This is a genomic window from Enterobacter sp. 50588862 (assembly GCF_001462935.1).
GTDB classification, from domain to species: domain Bacteria; phylum Pseudomonadota; class Gammaproteobacteria; order Enterobacterales; family Enterobacteriaceae; genus Enterobacter; species Enterobacter bugandensis.
The window spans coordinates 339,935-360,264 of record NZ_LNHM01000007.1 but is presented as its reverse complement, the minus strand read 5'-3'; the positions used below and the strand labels follow the sequence as shown (position 1 = coordinate 360,264).

General features: G+C 57.0%; 22 protein-coding genes and 2 pseudogenes. 17 read left to right on the top strand and 7 right to left on the bottom strand.

Annotation, left to right across the window (positions count from 1 at the left end; genetic code table 11):
• Positions 1–200 precede the first annotated feature (200 nt).
• The 14 genes and pseudogenes from fliF to rcsA all read left to right on the top strand — a co-directional run bounded on the left by fliF (position 201) and on the right by rcsA (position 11,734).
• Complete coding sequence (fliF, locus tag APT89_RS02120; protein ID WP_060571691.1) at positions 201–1,880, top strand: flagellar basal-body MS-ring/collar protein FliF; 1,680 nt, start codon at positions 201–203, stop codon at positions 1,878–1,880.
• A pseudogene (gene fliG / locus APT89_RS02115) lies at positions 1,873–2,870 on the top strand (flagellar motor switch protein FliG). Before fliF ends, fliG begins: the two are co-directional and overlap by 8 nt.
• Positions 2,863–3,570, top strand: a complete 708-nt coding sequence (gene fliH / locus APT89_RS02110; RefSeq protein ID WP_060571690.1) for a flagellar assembly protein FliH — start codon at positions 2,863–2,865, stop codon at positions 3,568–3,570. Before fliG ends, fliH begins: the two are co-directional and overlap by 8 nt.
• Positions 3,570–4,940: a flagellar protein export ATPase FliI gene (gene fliI / locus APT89_RS02105; protein ID WP_023330814.1), complete on the top strand. Its 1,371-nt coding sequence runs from the start codon at positions 3,570–3,572 to the stop codon at positions 4,938–4,940. Before fliH ends, fliI begins: the two co-directional genes overlap by 1 nt.
• 21 nt (positions 4,941–4,961) lie before the next feature.
• Positions 4,962–5,405 carry a flagellar export protein FliJ gene (fliJ, locus tag APT89_RS02100; protein WP_006811155.1) on the top strand — a complete coding sequence of 148 codons (444 nt, stop codon included), beginning with the start codon at positions 4,962–4,964 and terminating at the stop codon, positions 5,403–5,405.
• The gene (fliK, locus tag APT89_RS02095; protein WP_060571689.1) at positions 5,402–6,634 is read left to right on the top strand and encodes a flagellar hook length control protein FliK; all 1,233 of its coding nucleotides are present in this window, start codon (positions 5,402–5,404) and stop codon (positions 6,632–6,634) included. Before fliJ ends, fliK begins: the two co-directional genes overlap by 4 nt.
• Positions 6,635–6,740: 106 nt before the next feature.
• Positions 6,741–7,211, top strand: a complete 471-nt coding sequence (fliL, locus tag APT89_RS02090; protein WP_021241388.1) for a flagellar basal body-associated protein FliL — start codon at positions 6,741–6,743, stop codon at positions 7,209–7,211.
• Between the two features lie 4 nt (positions 7,212–7,215).
• The gene (gene fliM / locus APT89_RS02085) at positions 7,216–8,220 is read left to right on the top strand and encodes a flagellar motor switch protein FliM (RefSeq protein WP_028013703.1); all 1,005 of its coding nucleotides are present in this window, start codon (positions 7,216–7,218) and stop codon (positions 8,218–8,220) included.
• Positions 8,217–8,630: a flagellar motor switch protein FliN gene (gene fliN / locus APT89_RS02080; protein WP_003859592.1), complete on the top strand. Its 414-nt coding sequence runs from the start codon at positions 8,217–8,219 to the stop codon at positions 8,628–8,630. The genes fliM and fliN overlap by 4 nt, the downstream gene beginning before the upstream one ends.
• Positions 8,631–8,632: 2 nt before the next feature.
• The gene (fliO, locus tag APT89_RS02075) at positions 8,633–9,007 is read left to right on the top strand and encodes a flagellar biosynthetic protein FliO (RefSeq protein WP_045260352.1); all 375 of its coding nucleotides are present in this window, start codon (positions 8,633–8,635) and stop codon (positions 9,005–9,007) included.
• Positions 9,007–9,744 (top strand): flagellar type III secretion system pore protein FliP, encoded by a 738-nt coding sequence (fliP, locus tag APT89_RS02070; RefSeq protein WP_028013705.1) that lies wholly within the window; start codon positions 9,007–9,009, stop codon positions 9,742–9,744. The genes fliO and fliP overlap by 1 nt, the downstream gene beginning before the upstream one ends.
• A gap of 9 nt (positions 9,745–9,753) precedes the next feature.
• Positions 9,754–10,023, top strand: coding sequence for a flagellar biosynthesis protein FliQ (gene fliQ / locus APT89_RS02065; protein WP_008500315.1), 270 nt, complete (start codon positions 9,754–9,756; stop codon positions 10,021–10,023).
• A 7-nt stretch (positions 10,024–10,030) separates the two neighbouring features.
• Positions 10,031–10,823: pseudogene (gene fliR, locus APT89_RS02060) on the top strand (flagellar biosynthetic protein FliR); the annotation flags it as partial.
• A gap of 287 nt (positions 10,824–11,110) precedes the next feature.
• Positions 11,111–11,734 carry a transcriptional regulator RcsA gene (gene rcsA / locus APT89_RS02055; protein WP_013097740.1) on the top strand — a complete coding sequence of 208 codons (624 nt, stop codon included), beginning with the start codon at positions 11,111–11,113 and terminating at the stop codon, positions 11,732–11,734.
• Positions 11,735–11,836: 102 nt separating this feature from the next.
• Here rcsA and dsrB read toward each other — a convergent pair whose 3' ends face one another.
• The gene (gene dsrB / locus APT89_RS02050; RefSeq protein ID WP_013097741.1) at positions 11,837–12,025 is read right to left on the bottom strand and encodes a protein DsrB; all 189 of its coding nucleotides are present in this window, start codon (positions 12,023–12,025) and stop codon (positions 11,837–11,839) included.
• A gap of 128 nt (positions 12,026–12,153) precedes the next feature.
• Here dsrB and yodD point away from each other — a divergent pair, with 128 nt between their 5' ends.
• Both yodD and APT89_RS02040 read left to right on the top strand, forming a co-directional pair.
• On the top strand, positions 12,154–12,381 hold the full coding sequence (yodD, locus tag APT89_RS02045; RefSeq protein ID WP_028013707.1) for a YodD family peroxide/acid resistance protein: 228 nt from the start codon (positions 12,154–12,156) through the stop codon (positions 12,379–12,381).
• A gap of 301 nt (positions 12,382–12,682) precedes the next feature.
• Entirely contained in the window at positions 12,683–13,483 is an 801-nt protein-coding gene (locus APT89_RS02040) for a mannosyl-3-phosphoglycerate phosphatase-related protein (protein ID WP_045631638.1), read from the top strand.
• On the opposite strand, the gene dgcQ is transcribed toward APT89_RS02040, so the two are convergent.
• The 3 genes from dgcQ to APT89_RS02025 form a co-directional block, all read right to left on the bottom strand.
• Positions 13,468–15,168 (bottom strand): cellulose biosynthesis regulator diguanylate cyclase DgcQ, encoded by a 1,701-nt coding sequence (gene dgcQ / locus APT89_RS02035; protein WP_045631637.1) that lies wholly within the window; start codon positions 15,166–15,168, stop codon positions 13,468–13,470. The two genes, APT89_RS02040 and dgcQ, sit on opposite strands and share 16 nt — an antisense overlap.
• A 73-nt stretch (positions 15,169–15,241) precedes the next feature.
• Positions 15,242–15,424 (bottom strand): YodC family protein, encoded by a 183-nt coding sequence (locus tag APT89_RS02030; RefSeq protein WP_028013710.1) that lies wholly within the window; start codon positions 15,422–15,424, stop codon positions 15,242–15,244.
• 78 nt (positions 15,425–15,502) lie between these two features.
• On the bottom strand, positions 15,503–16,417 hold the full coding sequence (locus APT89_RS02025) for a DUF808 domain-containing protein (RefSeq protein WP_169804339.1): 915 nt from the start codon (positions 16,415–16,417) through the stop codon (positions 15,503–15,505).
• 175 nt (positions 16,418–16,592) lie between these two features.
• Between APT89_RS02025 and yedA the strand changes: the two genes are divergently transcribed.
• Entirely contained in the window at positions 16,593–17,507 is a 915-nt protein-coding gene (gene yedA, locus APT89_RS02020; RefSeq protein ID WP_028013712.1) for a drug/metabolite exporter YedA, read from the top strand.
• Here the strand turns inward: yedA and APT89_RS02015 are convergent.
• The 3 genes from APT89_RS02015 to APT89_RS02005 all read right to left on the bottom strand — a co-directional run bounded on the left by APT89_RS02015 (position 17,479) and on the right by APT89_RS02005 (position 20,129).
• Entirely contained in the window at positions 17,479–17,970 is a 492-nt protein-coding gene (locus APT89_RS02015) for a very short patch repair endonuclease (RefSeq protein ID WP_060571688.1), read from the bottom strand. The genes yedA and APT89_RS02015 overlap by 29 nt on opposite strands.
• Entirely contained in the window at positions 17,951–19,366 is a 1,416-nt protein-coding gene (locus tag APT89_RS02010) for a DNA cytosine methyltransferase (protein ID WP_041909349.1), read from the bottom strand. Before APT89_RS02010 ends, APT89_RS02015 begins: the two co-directional genes overlap by 20 nt.
• A 61-nt stretch (positions 19,367–19,427) precedes the next feature.
• The gene (locus tag APT89_RS02005) at positions 19,428–20,129 is read right to left on the bottom strand and encodes a phosphohydrolase (protein WP_060571687.1); all 702 of its coding nucleotides are present in this window, start codon (positions 20,127–20,129) and stop codon (positions 19,428–19,430) included.
• Positions 20,130–20,330: the final 201 nt, after the last annotated feature.

The window sequence follows — 20,330 nt, the reverse complement described above, 5'->3', positions numbered from 1 at the left end:
GTCAAGACTAACAGCTTGTCAATAAGATAATGGCGGTAAATAGCGTGAAAAAACCAGGTTATTTGACGCATAGAAAATCCGGAATCGTCAAATAATGGCAGGGCCATCAATATGGAACTTTTGTCGTGTTTGCCGACCCGGGAGTCAGTTTTGTTTCTCTACACGAATAACGTAAACCACCAGGATTTAAGAGGTGCGCAATGAGTGCAACAGCATCGACAGCGCCACAAAATAAATCACTCGAGTGGATGAACCGCCTTCGCGCGAATCCTAAAATCCCGTTGATCGTGGCAGGCGCTGCCGCAATTGCGATCCTTGTAGCGATGGTCCTGTGGGCGAAAAGCCCTGATTACCGCACGCTCTACAGCAACCTTTCCGATCAGGATGGCGGCGCCATCGTCACCCAGCTTACCCAGATGAACATCCCGTATCGCTTTGCCGATAATGGCGGTGCGCTTGAGGTACCGGCGGATAAAGTGCACGAGCTGCGTCTGCGCCTGGCACAGCAGGGCCTGCCAAAGGGCGGTGCGGTCGGCTTTGAGCTGCTGGACCAGGAAAAATTCGGCATCAGCCAGTTCAGCGAGCAGGTGAACTACCAGCGTGCGCTGGAAGGCGAGCTGGCCCGCACCATTGAAACGTTAGGCCCGGTAAAGAGTGCCCGCGTGCACCTGGCAATGCCTAAACCCTCTTTATTTGTTCGGGAACAGAAATCCCCTTCAGCTTCCGTTACCGTGAACCTCGAGCCCGGCCGCGCGCTGGACGAAGGGCAAATCAGCGCGGTAACGCATCTCGTCTCCAGCGCCGTCGCCGGCCTGCCGCCGGGTAACGTGACGCTGGTGGATCAAAGCGGACACCTGCTGACGCAATCCAATACCGCCGGGCGTGACCTGAACGACGCGCAGCTGAAATACGCCGCCGACGTTGAAAGCCGTCTCCAGCGCCGTATCGAAGCGATCCTCGGCCCGGTGGTGGGCAACAGCAACGTGCACGCCCAGGTGACCGCGCAGATTGACTTCTCTAATAAAGAACAAACCGAAGAGCAGTACAGCCCGAACGGCGATGCGGCTCAGGCGGTCATGCGTTCGCGCCAGATCAACTCCAGCGAACAGATCGGCGGGGCCTATCCTGGCGGCGTGCCGGGCGCGCTCTCTAACCAGCCAGCGCCGGCCAACGCGGCGCCAATTTCCACGCCGCCGGCCAACCAGCAGAACGGTCAGCAAAATAATCAGCAGACCACCTCAACGACCAATAACGCCGGTCCGCGCTCCAGCAGCCGTAACGAAACCACGAACTATGAAGTGGACCGGACGATCCGCCACACTAAGCTGAACGTGGGCGATATTCAGCGTCTTTCCGTTGCGGTGGTGGTGAACTACAAAACCCTGCCGGACGGCAAACCGTTGCCGTTAACCTCCGAGCAGATGAAGCAGATTGAGAACCTGACCCGCGAAGCGATGGGCTACTCCGAGAAGCGCGGCGATACCCTCAACGTGGTGAACTCTCCGTTTAACTCGGTTGAAGAGACCGGCGGTGAACTGCCGTTCTGGCAACAGCAGGCGTTTATCGACCAGCTGATGTCCGCAGGCCGCTGGCTGCTGGTGCTGATTGTCGCGTGGCTGCTGTGGCGTAAGGGCGTTCGTCCTCAGCTCCAGCGTCGTGCGGAAGCCGAAAAAGCGGCGCGCGAGCAGATGAATACGCGTCAGGAAACGGAAGAAGCGGTTGAAGTTCGCCTCAGCAAAGATGAACAGATGCAGCAGCGTCGTGCTAACCAGCGCATGGGCGCTGAGGTGATGAGCCAGCGCATTCGCGAAATGTCAGATAACGATCCGCGCGTCGTGGCGCTGGTCATCCGCCAGTGGATGGGTAACGAACATGAGTAATACGCTTACGGGCACCGATAAAAGCGTCATCCTGCTGATGACCATTGGCGAAGATCGCGCGGCAGAGGTGTTTAAACACCTCTCCCAGCGAGAAGTGCAAATTCTCAGTGCGGCGATGGCCAACGTGCGTCAAATCTCCAACAAACAGCTGACCGAAGTGCTGTCAGAGTTTGAACAGGAAGCCGAACAGTTTGCCGCGCTGAACGTCAACGCCAACGACTACCTGCGCTCCGTGCTGGTCAAGGCGCTGGGCGAAGAGCGTGCCGCCAGCCTGCTGGAAGACATTCTGGAAACCCGCGATACCGCCAGCGGTATCGAAACGCTCAACTTTATGGAGCCGCAGAGCGCCGCAGACCTGATTCGCGACGAGCACCCGCAGATTATCGCCACCATCCTGGTTCACCTCAAACGTGGTCAGGCGGCCGATATTCTGGCCCTGTTCGAAGAGCGCCTGCGTCACGACGTGATGCTGCGTATCGCCACCTTCGGCGGCGTCCAGCCTGCCGCGCTGGCGGAGCTGACCGAAGTGCTAAACAACCTGCTCGACGGCCAGAACCTCAAGCGCAGCAAAATGGGCGGCGTGAGAACGGCGGCGGAAATTATCAACCTGATGAAAACGCAGCAGGAAGAAGCCGTCATTTCGGCGGTCGCGAATTCGACGGCGAGCTGGCGCAGAAAATCATCGACGAGATGTTCCTGTTCGAAAACCTCGTCGAAGTGGACGACCGCAGCATCCAGCGCCTGCTCCAGGAAGTGGATTCCGAGTCGCTGCTTATCGCCCTCAAAGGCGCCGAACAGCCGCTGCGCGAGAAGTTCCTGCGCAACATGTCCCAGCGTGCGGCCGATATCCTGCGCGACGACCTTGCCAACCGTGGCCCGGTGCGTCTGTCTCAGGTGGAAAACGAACAGAAAGCCATCCTGCTTATTGTTCGTCGTCTGGCGGAAACCGGCGAGATGGTGATTGGCAGCGGAGACGACACCTATGTCTAATGAGCTGTCGTGGAAGCGCTGGACGCCGGACGATCTGGCCCCTCCCCTTGCCGAATTCACGCCCGCGGTGGTCTCGCCCGCAGAACCCGACGCGGACATTGAACAGCCCGAGCTGAGCGAAGAGGAGCAGCAAGCGCAGATGCTGGCGCAGCTGCAAATGCAGGCGCACGAGCAGGGCTATAACGCCGGTCTGAACGAAGGCCGCCAGAAGGGGCACGATCTGGGGTACCAGGAAGGCCTGGCGAAAGGGTTAGAGCACGGCATCGATCAGGCGCGCCAGCAGCAGGCGCCGATCCATGCCCGCATGCAGCAGCTGGTCAGCGAGTTCCAGCACACGCTGGACGCGCTGGACAGCGTGATTGCCTCGCGTCTGATGCAGATGGCGCTGGAGGCGGCGCGTCAGGTTATCGGCCAGACGCCCGTGGTGGATAACACCGCGCTGATTAAACAAATTCAGGGTCTGCTTCAGCAGGAACCGCTGTTCAGCGGCAAACCGCAGCTGCGCGTCCACCCGGACGATCTGCAGCGCGTTGAAGAGAGCCTGGGCGCAACGCTTAGCCTGCACGGCTGGCGTCTGCGCGGCGACCCATCCTTACACCACGGCGGATGCAAAGTCTCTGCCGATGAAGGCGACCTGGATGCCAGCGTCGCCACCCGCTGGCAGGAACTGTGTCGCCTGGCGGCACCGGGAGTCGTCTGATGACCGCACGCCTTACCCGCTGGCTCACCACGCTCGACAACTTTGAGACGAAGATGGCGCAACTGCCATCTGTTCGTCGTTATGGGCGACTGACGCGCGCCACCGGTCTGGTACTGGAGGCCACCGGCCTGCAGCTTCCTCTGGGTGCGACCTGCGTCATTGAGCGCCAGGATGGGCAGGAAACGCGTGAAGTGGAAAGCGAAGTGGTCGGGTTTAACGGCCAGCGCCTGTTCCTGATGCCGCTTGAAGAGGTGGAAGGCATACTGCCCGGCGCGCGCGTTTACGCGAAAAACATCAGCGGCGACGGGCTGCAAAGCGGGAAACAGCTGCCGCTTGGCCCTGCCCTGCTCGGCCGCGTGCTGGACGGCAGCGGGAAGCCGCTGGATGGCCTGCCCGCGCCGGACACCACCGAAACCGGCGCGCTGATTACCCAGCCGTTCAACCCCCTGCAGCGTACCCCTATTGAGCACGTGCTGGATACCGGCGTGCGTCCGATTAACGCCCTGCTCACCGTAGGGCGCGGACAGCGCATGGGCCTGTTCGCCGGTTCCGGCGTCGGGAAATCCGTCCTGCTCGGCATGATGGCGCGCTATACCCAGGCCGACGTGATCGTCGTGGGGCTGATCGGCGAGCGTGGTCGCGAAGTAAAAGACTTTATTGAAAACATTCTGGGTGCGGAAGGCCGCGCCCGCTCGGTGGTGATCGCCGCGCCGGCGGACGTGTCGCCGCTGCTGCGTATGCAGGGTGCCGCCTACGCCACCCGTATCGCCGAAGATTTTCGTGACCGCGGCAAGCACGTGCTTCTGATCATGGACTCCCTCACCCGCTACGCGATGGCTCAGCGTGAAATCGCGCTGGCCATCGGCGAGCCGCCGGCCACCAAAGGCTATCCGCCTTCGGTCTTCGCCAAACTTCCGGCGCTGGTAGAGCGTGCGGGGAACGGCATCAGCGGCGGCGGCTCCATCACCGCGTTCTATACGGTGCTGACCGAGGGCGACGACCAGCAGGACCCGATTGCCGACTCCGCGCGCGCGATCCTGGACGGCCATATCGTGCTGTCGCGCCGCCTGGCCGAAGCCGGGCACTACCCGGCGATTGATATTGAAGCGTCCATCAGCCGTGCGATGACGGCATTGATTACCGAGAAGCACTACGCCCGCGTGCGTAACTTCAAACAACTGCTTTCCAGCTTCCAGCGCAACCGCGATCTGGTCAGCGTGGGGGCGTATGCCAAAGGCAGCGACCCGATGCTCGACAAGGCGATTAGCCTGTGGCCGCAGCTGGAGGCGTTTTTACAACAGGGCATTTTTGAGCGTGCCGACTGGGAAGATTCAATCCAGGCGCTGGAGCTGATTTTCCCGCAGGTGTAACACAGGTGGAGGGCGAAGGTCATGGCGCAAAACAGCGCGTTATCAACGCTGAAAGATCTGGCTGAAAAAGAAGTTGATGATGCCGCATTGCAGCTTGGCGCAATGCGACGCGGGTGCCAGCAGGCTGAAGAACAGTTGAAGATGTTAATCGACTATCAGCATGAATATCGCACCAACCTCAATACCGATATGACGCAGGGCATTGGCAGCCAGCGCTGGATTAACTATCAGCAGTTTATCCAGACGCTCGAGAAGGCGATAGAGCAGCACCGCCAGCAGCTAAACCAGTGGACCCAAAAAGTCGATACCGCGCTGAATTTCTGGCGCGAGAAAAAACAGCGGCTGCAGGCCTGGCAGACCTTACAGGACCGGCAGATTGCAGCCTCGACCCTGGCGGAAAACCGCCTGGACCAGAAGAAAATGGATGAGTTTGCCCAGCGCGCATCAATGAGGAAACCGGAATGATCACACTGCAACAACTGCTGATGAGCGACAGCGACCCGTCAGGCGGGATGCAAACAGGGAAAGGCACCGAGGGTGCACAGGACTTTCTCTCCCTGCTGGCGGGCGCCCTGACGGATGCAACGGGCAAGGGCAACGATGCGCCGCTCACCCTGGCGGATCTGAAAGCCGCCGGCAGCAAGCTGTCGAAAGTCGCGCAGGAGGCCAAAGGCGATACCGCTCTGCAGGCCAAAATTGCCGACCTGCTCTCGCGTCAGCCTGCGTTGAATGGCGTTGAAACGTCGGAGTCCGCGCCGCTTGAAACGTTGGTCTCCGGGCTGGTACCGCTGTCAAAGGGCGACGCGCTTAAGACGCTCACCGCGGCCAACGGTAAAGATGACGCTAAAACCGAGCTGAGCGAAGAAGAGCTGGCGGGGCTAAGCGCGCTGATGGCGATGCTGCCGCACCAGCAGACGACCACCTCTCGTGCGGCAGGCAGCGACGGCGTTCACGCCACCTCGGCGCTGAGTTCAGCAACGCTTTCGCAAAACGGTGCGGGACAGCCGCCGTCCCTGAACGCGCCAGCGGGAAGCCATGATAAAGCGCCGCTTTCTGCGTCCTATCAGAGCCAGGCGAAGAACAACGGTCCGGATCTCGCCGCCAACGCGCCAGCCACACCGGTCGTGGCCGCAGCCGCTGAGAAGCAGGACTTCGCCAGCGCCTCTTCGTCATCTTCGCCGACCGCTACCCTGGCGCCGATTATCTCCAGCCATGCGGCCAGCCAGCCTGCCGCTACCGTTGCCACCGCCCCGGTGCTAAGCCAGCCTCTGGGCACACATGAATGGCAGCAGTCCCTGAGCCAGCACATCACCCTGTTCACTAAGCAGGGCCAGCAGACGGCGGAGCTGCGCCTGCACCCGGAAGATCTGGGCCAGGTGCAAATCTCGCTCAAGCTGGACGATAACCAGGCACAGCTGCAGATGGTCTCTGCGCACAGTCACGTGCGCGCGGCGCTGGAAGCCGCGCTGCCGGTCCTGCGGACCTCGCTGGCGGAAAACGGCATTCAGCTTTCTCAAAGCAGCGTCAGCAGCGAGAGCTTTGCCGGGCAACAACAGTCTTCATCCCAGCAGCACCATGCTTCACGCCCGGGCCAGCACGGCGGTTTTAATGAAGAGAGCGATGAGCTCCTGCCGACCCCTGCCGCCCTGCAATCCGCGGCGCGCGGTAACGGTGCCGTAGACATCTTCGCCTAAACGCCAGAGGTAGCGTGATTATCCCCGTCTTTTCCACGCTTTGACGACGGCAGGACACGGGATAATCACCTTATTAAGCTGTACCGAAACAGGAAGCTCGTATCAGATGACAGACTCCGCTATCACCAAAAAAAGCAAGCGTTCCATCTGGATCCCGCTGCTGGTGTTGATCACGCTCGCCGCCTGCGCTACCGCGGGCTATAGTTACTGGCGTATGCAGCAGGAACCTTCAACCGCTGCGGCCAAAGCCGAACCTGCCCCACCGCCGGCGCCGGTCTTTTTCCCTCTGGACACCTTCACCGTTAACCTCGGTGATGCGGATCGCGTGCTGTATGTCGGTATTACGCTGCGCCTGAAGGACGAAGCAACCCGCGCGCGCCTGAACGATTATCTGCCGGAAGTGCGTAGCCGCCTTCTCCTGCTGTTTTCTCGTCAGGACGCCTCCGCGCTGGCTACCGACGTGGGTAAGCAAAAGCTGGTCGATGCCATCAAGCAGACGCTGGCCACCCCGCTGGTAAACGGTCAACCTAAGCAGGAAGTCACTGACGTTCTGTACACAGCCTTTATTCTGCGGTAACGACATGGGCGACAGTATTCTTTCTCAGGCAGAAATCGACGCGCTGCTTAACGGCGACAGCGATAAGAGTGACGACCCGCAACCGGGTCTCACCGGCGACGATAATATTCGTCCTTACGATCCCAATACCCAGCGTCGCGTGGTACGTGAACGTCTGCAGGCGCTGGAGATCATTAACGAACGTTTTGCACGTCAGTTCCGTATGGGGCTGTTTAACCTGCTGCGTCGTAGCCCGGATATCACGGTCGGTGCGATCCGCATCCAGCCGTATCATGAGTTTGCCCGCAACCTGCCGGTGCCAACCAACCTTAACCTGATTCATCTGAAGCCGCTGCGCGGCACCGGTCTGGTGGTGTTTTCCCCAAGCCTGGTGTTCATCGCGGTGGATAACCTGTTCGGCGGCGACGGGCGTTTTCCGACCAAAGTGGAAGGTCGTGAATTTACCCACACCGAGCAGCGCGTCATTAACCGCATGCTGAAGCTGGCGCTGGAATCCTACAGCGACGCGTGGAAAGCGATTAACCCGCTGGAAGTGGAGTACGTCCGTTCTGAGATGCAGGTGAAATTTACCAATATCACCACCTCCCCGAACGATATCGTCGTCAATACGCCGTTCCACGTGGAGATCGGTAACCTGACCGGTGAGTTCAACATCTGCCTGCCGTTCAGCATGATTGAACCGCTGCGCGAGCTGCTGGTTAACCCGCCGCTGGAGAACTCACGCAACGAAGATCAGAACTGGCGCGAAAACCTGGTGCGCCAGGTGCAGCACTCGCAGCTGGAGCTGGTGGCGAACTTCGCCGACATTTCGATGCGGTTATCCCAGATCCTGAAATTACAACCCGGCGACGTTTTGCCGATAGACAAACCCGACCGCATTATTGCCCACGTAGATGGTGTCCCCGTACTTACAAGCCAGTACGGCACGATTAACGGTCAGTATGCGTTACGCGTTGAGCACTTGATCAACCCGATTTTGAATTCGCTGAATGAGGAACAGCCCAAATGAGTGACATGAACAATCCGTCCGATGAAAACAGCGGAGCACTGGACGATCTGTGGGCTGACGCGTTAAACGAGCAAAAAACGACTCCGACAAAAAGCGCGGCGGACGCGGTATTCCAGCAGTTAGGCGGCGGCGACGTCAGCGGCACGCTGCAGGACATCGACCTGATTATGGACATCCCGGTTAAGCTGACCGTTGAACTGGGACGCACCCGGATGACCATTAAAGAGCTGCTGCGCCTCACGCAGGGTTCAGTTGTGGCCCTTGACGGCCTGGCCGGCGAGCCGCTGGATATTCTGATCAACGGTTATCTGATTGCCCAGGGTGAAGTGGTGGTGGTTGCCGATAAATACGGCGTGCGCATCACCGACATCATCACCCCGTCTGAACGCATGCGTCGTCTGAGCCGTTAAGCATGAAAACCCAGGCAACAATATCACAGCCTTCCGCCGTTCCCGGCTCCCCGCTGCTCCAGGTGAGCGGGGCGCTGTTCGGTATTATTGCCTTTATTCTTATCGCCGCCTGGCTGGCAAAGCGTTTTGGCCTGGCGGGTAAAACTGCCGGCACCCGCGGCCTGAAGGTCAGCGCCAGCACGACGCTTGGGCCGCGCGAACGCGTGGTTATCGTCGATGTGGAAGATGCGCGTCTGGTTCTGGGCGTAACCGGCTCAAACATCAACGTATTACATAAACTGCCGCCCGCCCCGGTCACGGTGGACGAGCGCGCACAAGCCCCTGCGGATTTTCAGTCCGTCATGAAGAGTTTGCTTAAGCGTTCCGGGAGAACCTGATGCGCCGTTTGTTATCCCTGACGCTTGCGGGCGTTGGCCTGTTTGCTCCTGCGGTTTATGCGCAGCTGCCCGGTCTGGTCTCCACGCCGATTGCGGGTGGCGGCCAGAGCTGGTCGCTCCCGGTTCAGACGCTGGTCTTCATCACCTCGCTGACCTTTATTCCGGCCATTCTGCTGATGATGACCAGCTTTACCCGCATCATCATCGTTTTTGGTCTGCTGCGAAACGCGCTGGGCACCCCTTCGGCGCCGCCAAACCAGGTGCTTCTGGGGCTGGCGCTGTTTTTGACCTTTTTCATCATGTCGCCGGTGATCGATAAGATTTATACCGACGCCTACCAGCCGTTCAGCGAAGACAAAATTTCGATGCAGGAGGCGCTGGAAAAAGGCGCCCAGCCGCTGCGGGAATTTATGCTGCGCCAGACGCGCGAGGCGGACCTGGCCCTCTTCGCCCGCCTGTCCAACACCGGCGAGCTGCAGGGCCCGGAAGCGGTACCGATGCGCATTCTGCTGCCCGCCTATGTCACCAGCGAGCTGAAAACCGCGTTCCAGATTGGCTTTACCATCTTTATCCCGTTTCTGATTATCGACCTGGTGATCGCCAGCGTCCTGATGGCGCTCGGGATGATGATGGTGCCGCCCGCCACCATTGCCCTGCCCTTTAAGATCATGCTTTTTGTGCTGGTCGACGGCTGGCAGCTGCTGGTCAGCTCGCTGGCGCAAAGTTTTTACAGTTAAGGAACGGCAATGACACCCGAATCGGTCATGATGATGGGCACGGAAGCGATGAAAATCGCCATTGCCGTTGCCGCGCCGCTGCTGCTTGTCGCGCTGGTTACCGGCCTGATTATCAGTATTCTTCAGGCCGCCACGCAGATTAACGAAATGACGCTGTCGTTCATCCCGAAAATCATCGCCGTGTTCGTGGCGATTATCGTGGCCGGGCCGTGGATGCTAAACCTGCTGCTGGACTATATGCGCAACCTGTTTACCAATCTGCCGTACATCATCGGCTGACCTGACGATGCTGCACTTCACCAGCGACCAGTGGGTTCAGTGGCTCGGCGTCTATTTCTGGCCGATGCTGCGCATTCTGGCGCTGATCTCCACCGCCCCCATTCTCAGCGAGAAATCGATCCCCAAGCGCGTTAAGGTGGGGCTGGGCATTATCATCACCATTATCGTCGCCCCTTCCCTGCCACCCGTGAATATTCCCATCTTCTCGGTTAACGCAATATGGGTCGCTTTACAGCAGGTGATGATTGGCGTCGCCGTGGGCTTTACCATGCAGCTCGCCTTCGCCGCCGTGCGCACGGCCGGTGAGTTGATTGGCCTGCAAATGGGATTATCGTTCGCCACGTTTGTCGATCCCGGCAGCCATCTCAACATGCCGGTGCTGGCTCGCATCATCGATCTGCTCGCCATGCTGCTGTTTCTGTCGCTCAACGGTCATCTGTGGCTCATCTCCATGCTGGTGGATACTTTCCATACGCTGCCGATCGGTGATAACCCGGTCAACAGCAATGCCTTCCTCGCGCTGACCCGCGCGGCGGGGCTGATCTTCCTCAACGGTCTGATGCTGGCTCTGCCGATCATCACGCTGCTGCTCACCGTCAACCTGGCATTAGGCTTGCTGAACAGAATGGCTCCGCAGCTCTCGGTGTTTGTGATTGGTTTTCCGCTAACGTTGACGGTCGGAATTTTATTAATGTCATTACTGATGCCCCTTATCGCCCCCTTCTGTGAACATTTATTCGGCGAGATATTCAATCTGTTAGCGGATATTGTCAGCGAATTGCCACGTAAATAATAGTCCTCACGATCGCTATTGTCTTTCTGAGGATATTCCTAAAATAAAACGCGAAAAACATCTTCCAGGATATATCTGACGCGGTTTAAATGTTTCTAACCACCTCACAATACTTAATATTTACTTTACTTTAAGAAGATTCCTGGCAAATTATACGTAACTTTACGGGATAGTGAGTCCGCCTGAAAGTCTTTGTCATGCTCACAGGTTTATTATTTTTTTCCATCCCGTATGGCTGTTTTGAGCTCTCAGGCAGATGGTGAATTATCGTTACGCATTGAGTGAGGGTATGCCATGTCAACGATCATTATGGATTTATGCAGCTACACCCGGCTAGGGTTAACCGGGTACCTGGCAAGCAGAGGGGTAAGAAAGAGAGACATCAACGATGCACACACCGTTGAAGAACTCGCAGCCGCTTGTGACGAACTCAAACCAGGCGTGGTGTTTATTAATGAGGACTGTTTCATTCACGATCCAGCCAACAGTCAGCACATTAAGCAAATCATTAATCAGCATCCAAAAACCCTGTTTATTGTTTTTATGGCGATCGCGAATATCCATTTCGATGAGTATTTGTTGGTCCGTAAAAATTTATTGATCAGTTCTAAGTCGATTAAACCCGAGTCGCTGGATGACATTCTGGGTGATTATTTGAATAAAGAAGTTAAAAATGTAGGAGCGGTTAACTTACCCACCCTTTCATTAAGCAGGACTGAATCAAGTATGCTGCGAATGTGGATGGCTGGACAAGGAACTATTCAGATCTCTGACCAGATGAATATTAAAGCGAAAACCGTTTCGTCACACAAAGGAAATATTAAAAGGAAAATTAAAACGCATAATAAGCAAGTGATCTATCACGTGGTACGTCTGACCGATAATGTGACGAACGGGATTTTCGTCAACATGCGTTAGTGGCTTAAACCCCTTTGCACCCTACCTTTGATCTCTGGCCTGGCCAGAGATTTTTGCTTTTGCGGACGTGGTCGGGCACGCGCAATGCTACCCGACGCCGTACTACTCCGCTTTCTCAACAAAAATGCCGTCCGGATGCCCCAGTTCGTTAAAAAACCAGATACCGAGCGGGTAGTCTTCCAGTGAGACCAGGTACATTGTGCCTTCACTAAACTCTTCAATTGCCAGCACCACCCCCGGGCGGCGCGGCCCACCGTCCGTTTTAACGGTTACCCGATCGTTGACCTTCATACATTCCTCCTCTGGTTTTGAGCCAGTGTAGAACAAAACGCAAAAACACACATCGCCGCACGGCGTGAATGGCGTTTTTATACACAGTCTATACTTACCGTGGACACGGTTTAATGAGGAGCCCCGTAATGAAGACCGATAAAGAGTACAGCGACACCATCAAACGCGAGGTCGAGGTGGATGTCGATGCCCTGCTGGCCGCCATCAATGAGATCAGTGAGTCAGAAGTCCGCCGCACAAACGATGGTTCGGACCACGTCATTGTTAACGGGAGGGATTATCACACCTACCGCGAGCTGGCGGAGGCCTTCGAGCTGGATATTCATGACTTTAGCGTGTCTGAAGCAAATCGTTAACACGAAAAAAATCCCGGTCATGGGGATGGCCGGGATCAAAACTTGCTTATGCAAGAAGCACTTGAAAATTCGTTACACCAGGAAATCTGATGTACAAACAACACTATCCCCAACGATTTTGCATGACAAGCATATATTCTTACGGCGAATATAATATTTTTAACATAATCGTTTTGGTTATGAGCAACAACATCCGCCGAATGCGGGTTTGGCTGGATCGGTTCTCCTCAATCCGGTTTAAGCCCAAATATTTTTTTAGGAATATTCTTAGATTAAGACTCATTCGTTTTCGGGAGTTACTATGCTTTCACTCCGGGGTCCCCTGCTGATTTTTTCCGATCTGGATGGATCGCTGCTGGATATTCATACCTATGAGTGGCAGCCCGCGATGCCATGGCTGGATAAACTGCAGGATAACCAGGTACCGGTGATTCTTTGCAGCAGCAAGAGCGCGGCAGAGATGCTGGATATTCAGCAGGATCTGGGTCTGGAAGGGTTACCGTTTATCGCTGAGAACGGCGCGGTGATTCAGCCTGACGTGCGCTGGGAAATGGGTCAGCGCCACATCAACGGCATGACGCACCGGGAGATTCGTCCGCTTATTGAGCAAATCCGCCAGCAGGCGGGCTTCAAATTCACCACCTTTGACGACGTGGACGAACGCGTCATTAGCGAATGGACGGGGGTGACCCGCTACCGGGCGGCGCTTGCCCGCAAGCATGACGCCTCCGTCACGCTCATCTGGCGTGATTCCGACGAAGCCATGGCCCGGTTTGAAGCGGCGCTGGCGCAACGCGGGCTGAAATGCCTGCAGGGTGCCCGTTTCTGGCATATTCTCGATGCCGGCTGCGGTAAGGACGTTGCGGCTAACTGGCTAATCGCGCAGTACCGTGAACGGGAAAATATTGAACCCACGACCCTGGGGCTCGGCGATGGGCCGAATGACGCGCCGCTGCTGGACAGCGTGGACTTCGCGGTGGTGATTAAGGGGATAAACCGGCAGGGTATTACGTTACGGGACGATAACCCCCGCCGGGTTTATCACACCCGGCAGGCGGGACCGCTCGGCTGGCAGGAGGGGCTGGATCACTTTTTGTCATGATCGTGCCAGACAACCCGGTTACGTCCGTCCTGTTTAGCTTTATATAACCGAGCATCCGCCACGGACTGCAGCTGTTCGAAATCGTAATTTCCGTTTTCCCGGGCGCTGCTGACGCCGAGTGACGCGCTGATACGCAGGGTCGTACTCTTCTTCACCAGAATCTCCTTGCTGTTGATTCGGCAGCGAATACGCTCCGCGACGCCTCTCGCCTCCTCAAGACCGAGCCCCGGCAGGACGATACAAAACTCTTCCCCGCCCACGCGTCCTGCCACGTCGTTTTTACGCAAGGCGCTGGAAATCAGCCCTGCAGAGTGGGAAAGCACCTTATCACCGGCCTGGTGACCGAACCGATCGTTGACGCTTTTAAAATGGTCGAGGTCTAACTGAATGACCGAGAACGGCAGCGACTGTTGATGACACTTCTTCGCCAGCAGTTTCGCGCGTTCGAACAGCGCGCCGCGATTATTCAGGCGGGTTAGCGGGTCGTGCCAGGCCTGCCACTTGAGCGAGTGCTGCAGCGTATACATATTGCTGACCATCCGGCGGATCACCAGCCACGAAATCAGCAGCATCGCGGTAAAGAGCGCCCACAGTAATGCCAGTACGATACTGATGCTGCCGAAGTCGCCCTGTACCCCTTCCTGCAGAGTATGGACACGCAAAACCAGGCCATCAAAATGATCGAGCCGCTGCCAACTGATGAAACGGCTGCCGAGGCGGATGCCACCACCAGTATCGTGCTCGATCGCCTGCGCTATCTGCGCGAGTTCGCGTTCATCGAAATGGTTCACCTGTTTATCTGTCTTTTCAGAGGAGGCAATCATATTGAGCCGGGAGTCGTACAGCTGATACTCCCCCTCCGTACGGTCGTCCGTCGCCTCTGCCAGCAGGCGTTGCATCGTATTCAGTGAGAAATCCATCGCCACCACGCCATACCAGTAGTGATTGAAATAGATGGGGACGCTGGCAGTGATCGTTCGCTCGTCACCGGTCCAGGATGACGGCGTGGAGATAAACCAGCGCACCGCACGGGAGCGATTGTTACGTTCCGACTGCTGGGTAAACCAGGACTGCGTGACCAGGTGATAATAGCGGGGGATAATATCGCTCGCCTCTGTTAGCGTATCCGTCGAAAGATAAAACCCGGCGCGTGAAACGTAGATCACCCGCGATTCACTATGCCTGCTCGACGTCGCCAGCCTGAGCAGATAACCCACCTCAAGCGCGGCTGAAATTTCATTGCTGATGCGTTCAGCGTCCCGGTTCAGAATCGACGTTTTTTCAACAAACGCATCCGAGACGCCGTTAATCGGAAGTGTGCGATTTCTATCAACGAGGAGCTGCCAGGTGGGACGCATGCGTAATGCGTTAAAGTGCGATACTGCATCGTGCAAAACATTGAAGGCCAGCGGCGTCTGTAGCGCATCGCGCATGCTCTGGCGAAATAACAGCATTTTATCCACGCTGTACTGCAGCTGCCTGTCCAGCGAGCTGGCCACGGTTTCCAGGTGGTTGCGCTGGCTGGAGATATACGCCTCTTCGAGGACCACCACTTCACGCCAGGTCAGGAGGGTTGAAAATACCAGAACAGTGATAAAACAGAGGTTAACAATCAAACCCGGATTGCTACGCTTATGCAGCCATTGCAGAAAGGATCGTCTTACAACAAAGGTATCGCGCTGCACACACACTCCCTGATTACTACCTTACACCCGGTACTTCAGTTAAAAACGCCCGGCAAAGCCGGGCGTTATGTGATTAAGCCTGATCGTGCTTGCGCTGGCCGTCACCCGGCTGAAGCTCATCTTCACGAAAGGCTTCCTGCTTAATGCTGTAGCCATCATGCCACCGACATTCCACCATTCCGCTGGAATACCCGGTGACAATCATGCGCGGGCCGCCCTTCTTAGGCTTAACTTCATCACTGACCAAAAAGACCATACCTGCCTCCTGTATCAGGGTGAAACTGTTTCAATTTAGACGAGGAATGGTCTTTTTGCACCCTGCGACGGGTAACAATTAGTGCGCCGTACCGCGCATTTTTTCGATCAGTTTCACCGCCGCCACCACGATAGCGCCAACGATAAAGCCCAGCACCAGATTAAGCAGCGTGGGCAGAATCGCTGCCACCACGCTCCCCTGCGCCGAGGCGAAATGTTCGATGGCATGGTGCAGCGGCGCAATGCCGTGGACCACAATGCCGCCGCCCACGAGGAACATCGCCAGGGTACCCACCACGGACAAGCTCTTCATCAGCCACGGCGCCAGCGTCAGTAAGCCTTTACCGATACCTTTAGCCACCGCGCTGGATTTCTCCTCCAGCCAGTAACCGATATCATCCAGCTTCACGATCAGCCCGACCAGGCCGTAAACGCCCACCGTGACCAGAATGGCGATCCCGGAGAGGATCAACACCTGATTCAGCAGCGGCGCATCGGAGACGATGCCCAGCGTAATGGCGACAATTTCAGCCGACAGAATAAAGTCGGTGCGAATGGCGCCTTTGATTTTATCGCGCTCGAAAACTTTCGGATCCTGCGCGGCAAGCGCTTCAAGGCGCTGCTGGCGCGCCTCCGGGGTATCCTTCTGCTTGCGCGAGCTCAAAGAGTGCAGGACCTTCTCCACGCCTTCGAAACACAAGAATGCCCCGCCAATCATCAGCAGCGGCGTGATGGCCCAGGGAATGAATGCGCTGATCAGCAGCGCCAGCGGCACCAGGATCACTTTGTTCAGAAACGAGCCTTTTGCCACGCCCCACACCACCGGCAGCTCACGGTTAGCCCGTACCCCGCTTACCTGTTGGGCGTTAAGCGAGAGATCATCCCCCAGCACCCCTGCGGTTTTCTTCGCCGCCAGTTTCCCCATCACGGAAATATCATCCAGTAAGGTGGCAATATCATCCAGCAATGTTAATAAGCTACTTCCTGCCAAAATGGTGATCCTTCTTTTTTTGGTAATTAAGTGAATAGTATGGAGCAAAAGCGCAATCGCGGAAACAGGCAGCTTTCGTCAACAAAAAATTCACATCAACTACACAATTAAAGGACTCGCCAGCGCGATAGTTTTCGCGTTTACTATCAGCGACCTTTTTATTTCGTCGTGAGGGATTATGCGTTTCCGGCAACTGCTTCCGCTTATCGGGGCACTTTTTTCGCTGTATATCATCTGGGGTTCAACCTATTTTGTCATTCGCATCGGCGTGGAAAGCTGGCCGCCGCTGATGATGGCGGGCATTCGCTTCCTCTCGGCGGGTGTGCTGCTGCTGGCCTTCCTGCTGCTGCGCGGGCATAAGCTTCCACCGCTCCGCCCAATGCTGAACGCCGCCCTGATAGGCCTGCTGCTGCTGGCGGTGGGGAATGGCTTTGTGACCATTGCCGAGCACCAGAACGTACCGTCTGGGATCGCCGCCGTAGTCGTTGCCACCGTACCGCTGTTTACCCTCTGCTTCAGCCGCCTTTTCGGCATCCGCACCCGCAAGCTGGAGTGGCTGGGGATTGGCATCGGCCTTGCCGGCATTATTCTGCTTAACAGCGGCGGTAACCTGAGCGGGAATCCGTGGGGCGCAGTGATTATCCTTATCGGCTCGATGAGCTGGGCGTTTGGCTCCGTATACGGTTCGCGTATCGAACTGCCGACCGGCATGATGGCGGGGGCAATAGAGATGCTTGCGGCTGGGATTGTGCTGCTGCTGGCCTCAGCCCTGACGGGAGAGGAGCTGACGACCCTGCCGCCGTTGTCGGGCTTCCTGGCGGTAGGCTATCTGGCGCTGTTTGGCTCCATCATCGCCATCAACGCCTACATGTTCCTGATCCGTAACGTCTCACCGGCGGTCGCCACCAGCTATGCCTACGTCAACCCGGTCGTGGCCGTGCTGCTCGGCACCGGGCTTGGCGGTGAAACGCTCTCTCCGGTTGAGTGGTTAGCTTTAGGGGTGATTGTTTTTGCCGTCGTGCTGGTGACTTTAGGCAAATATTTGCTGCCGGCAAAGCCCGTGGTTACGCCTTGCGAGGTGGAGAAACCGTAAGCGCGTGGATCCCCTGGGTGTCGATCTGCGCGGCCTGGCCGCCGCCGCAGATCCACTCTTCCAGCCGTTCGCTCAGATCGGCATCGTTCAGCTTTAACCGTCTTCTCAGCGCACACTCCCAGACGATCAGCACTCGCCAGCCCTGCGCGACAAGCGTGGCGAGATCCCGCGCATCTCTCTCAACGTTCTTGCCAATCTTTTCCAGCCAGAAATCGGTGCGCGTCGCCGGGACTTTAAACAGGTAGCAGTCGTGATGATGCCAGAAACAGCCGTGGGTGAAGATAATGCACCGATACGCGTCGATGACGAAATCCGGGCGACCCGCAAGTGCGGGATCCTGCACGCGAAAGTCGAAGCCCGCCTGCGTCAGAAGCCCGGCCAGACGCTTTTCTATCGCGGTGTCACGCGTGCCGATGGCACGCATGTTTTTGCTCCGCGTGGCCTTATCGTGAACGTCCGTCATTGACGGCCTCACCCTGGCGGAGCGCCACCGCCTGTCTGATGCGCGGGGCCAGCAGTTTTGCCACCGCCGCGAACGCGGGCACCACCACCGAGTTGCCAAACTGACGGTAAGCCTGGGTGTCCGAAACCGGAATACGAAAGCGGTAGCCCTGCGGCGTTTCAAAGCCCATCAACCGGGCGCACTCCCGCGGCGTGAGGCGCCGCGGACGGTGACGCTGGTTTTGCGGATCGTCGAAATCTTTCTCGCCCAGCGCTTTATCCCAGCCTCTGTCGATCAGGATTTCCGCGCCGTCTTTGTAGTAGCGAGCGGACAGCGTGCGGGTCACGCTGTGCGGATCGTTTGGGTTCACCATGCCAAACCCAAATCCGTTGCCTTTGGCCTGATGCTTTTTGGCATAGCGGTAGAGGTATTTCCACAGGATCGGGGTAAGGATAAATTTCGCGTCGACCACCGGCTCCAGCAAGTCGGCAATGGTTGGACGACGCTCGGGGTATAAGGAGGGAATATCCCGCAGGGTGAAATCCCCCTTCAGATTGAGATCGCGGCGGAAACCGACGAGCACAATGCGTTCGCGATGCTGGGGCAGGAAGTGTTTCCCGTCGATAATTTTCGGGTCATCCGCGCCCATGTCCTCGGAATCCGCCACGTCATAGCCCAGCTCGTCTAGCGTTTGCATGATAATGCGGAAGGTCTTTCCACCGTCATGGCTCTTTAAGTTCTTGACGTTTTCCAGCACGAATATGGCCGGGCGACGGGCGTCAATGATTCGGGCCACATCGAAAAACAGCGTTCCCTGCGTATCGCAGGCAAAACCGTGGGCACGCCCGAGGGCATTCTTTTTGGAGACGCCGGCCAGCGAGAAAGGCTGACACGGGAAGCCCGCCAGCAGCACGTCATGCGCCGGAATCGTCTGGCGAATGTGCTCGGCGGCTTGTTCATCCGTGACGCCGCTTTTATGGCTCAGGGTAACGTCGCGGATATCGGCGTTGAAATGATGTTCGTGCGGATCGCAGTACCAGTTCGCTTTATAGGTGCGTACCGCATGTTTGTTCCACTCGCTGGTAAACACGCACTGACCGCCGATAGCTTCAAAGCCGTGCCGGATGCCACCGATGCCGGCAAACAGATCGATAAAGCGGAAGGCATAGTTCGGGTGCGCGGCAGACGGCCGCGGAAGCAGATCTTGCAGATAACGAAACTCGCTTTCGCTCAGGCGGCGCCCTGCCCGATCGCTGGTCAGCAGTCGCTTAAGGATGGCCGGGCTCCAGTGGCTCTCGCCGTGCGCCACCAGCTGGTTTGCCAGCGTTTTAGCGTCATAAATATCCAGCAGCTGGCGCAGTAATGCCTGCACCGTTGCCGTTGACTTCTCAGCCTGCTCTGGCGCGGGCTCTGTCACTGATCGATTTTCCTGCATTCTTTTAACCGGGCAATAAAGACTGGAAACAGATTACCACAGTTCACTTTCGCAAACTGCGACGGAAGCGGTGTTGAAGCTGGCTATCCAGCCCGATGCAGTCGCCCTGTAATTCGGCACTGAGTTTCGCCATAAACTGAATCAGAAAATCGGCGTTGTGCTGCGCGAGCTCGCGCCCGACGTCGGTTTGCATTGTATCAGGCAAGCGCAGCAGCTTGGTCTGAAAATGATCGAGCGCAAACGCCCGGTCATCAAGCGGGCGCGCGTCGGCAAACGGATCGTCCGCGTCAAAAAGCGGTACGCCCAGCGCGCCTGACACGGCAAACACGCGCGCCAGGCCAATCGCCCCCAGTGCCTCCAGACGATCTGCATCCTGGACAATTTTGGCCTCAATCGTCTTCGGCGTCAGGCCGGCGCTGAAACTGTGCGCCTCGATGGCGTGCTCCACGGCGGCATAGCGATCGGACGGGAAGTCAGGGAAATTGCGGTGCAGAATGTCCCGCGTTCTGCGCGCAGCCAGACGCGACGACTGGCTGCGTTCAGGATGATTTTTCGGCAGGCTAACGATGTCGTGAAAATAGCAGGCGGTCAGGATCGTCAGCGGGTCGACGTGGTGATGAACCATGATTTTCTGCGCCGTCAGCCAGACGCGACGGAAGTGTGAAATATCGTGCGCGGTGTCGTCGGTCGCGTGATGTTCATCAAGCCAGGATTCAAAGCGCTGCTGCCACTGCATGAGTTCCATCATCCTTTCCTGTTACGAAAATGGGCACTGAATTATAACATAGCTAAATAAAATAAATTTAAAAATAGAACCCCGAAATACTTAATAATAATTACCTGCAATACTTTCAAGCGATTAATTCATTTGAAAAATAAAGAGATTTTTGGAAATATTTTGTAATATTTTCACTGGTTTAATTACATTTATTTTTGAACCAAATTC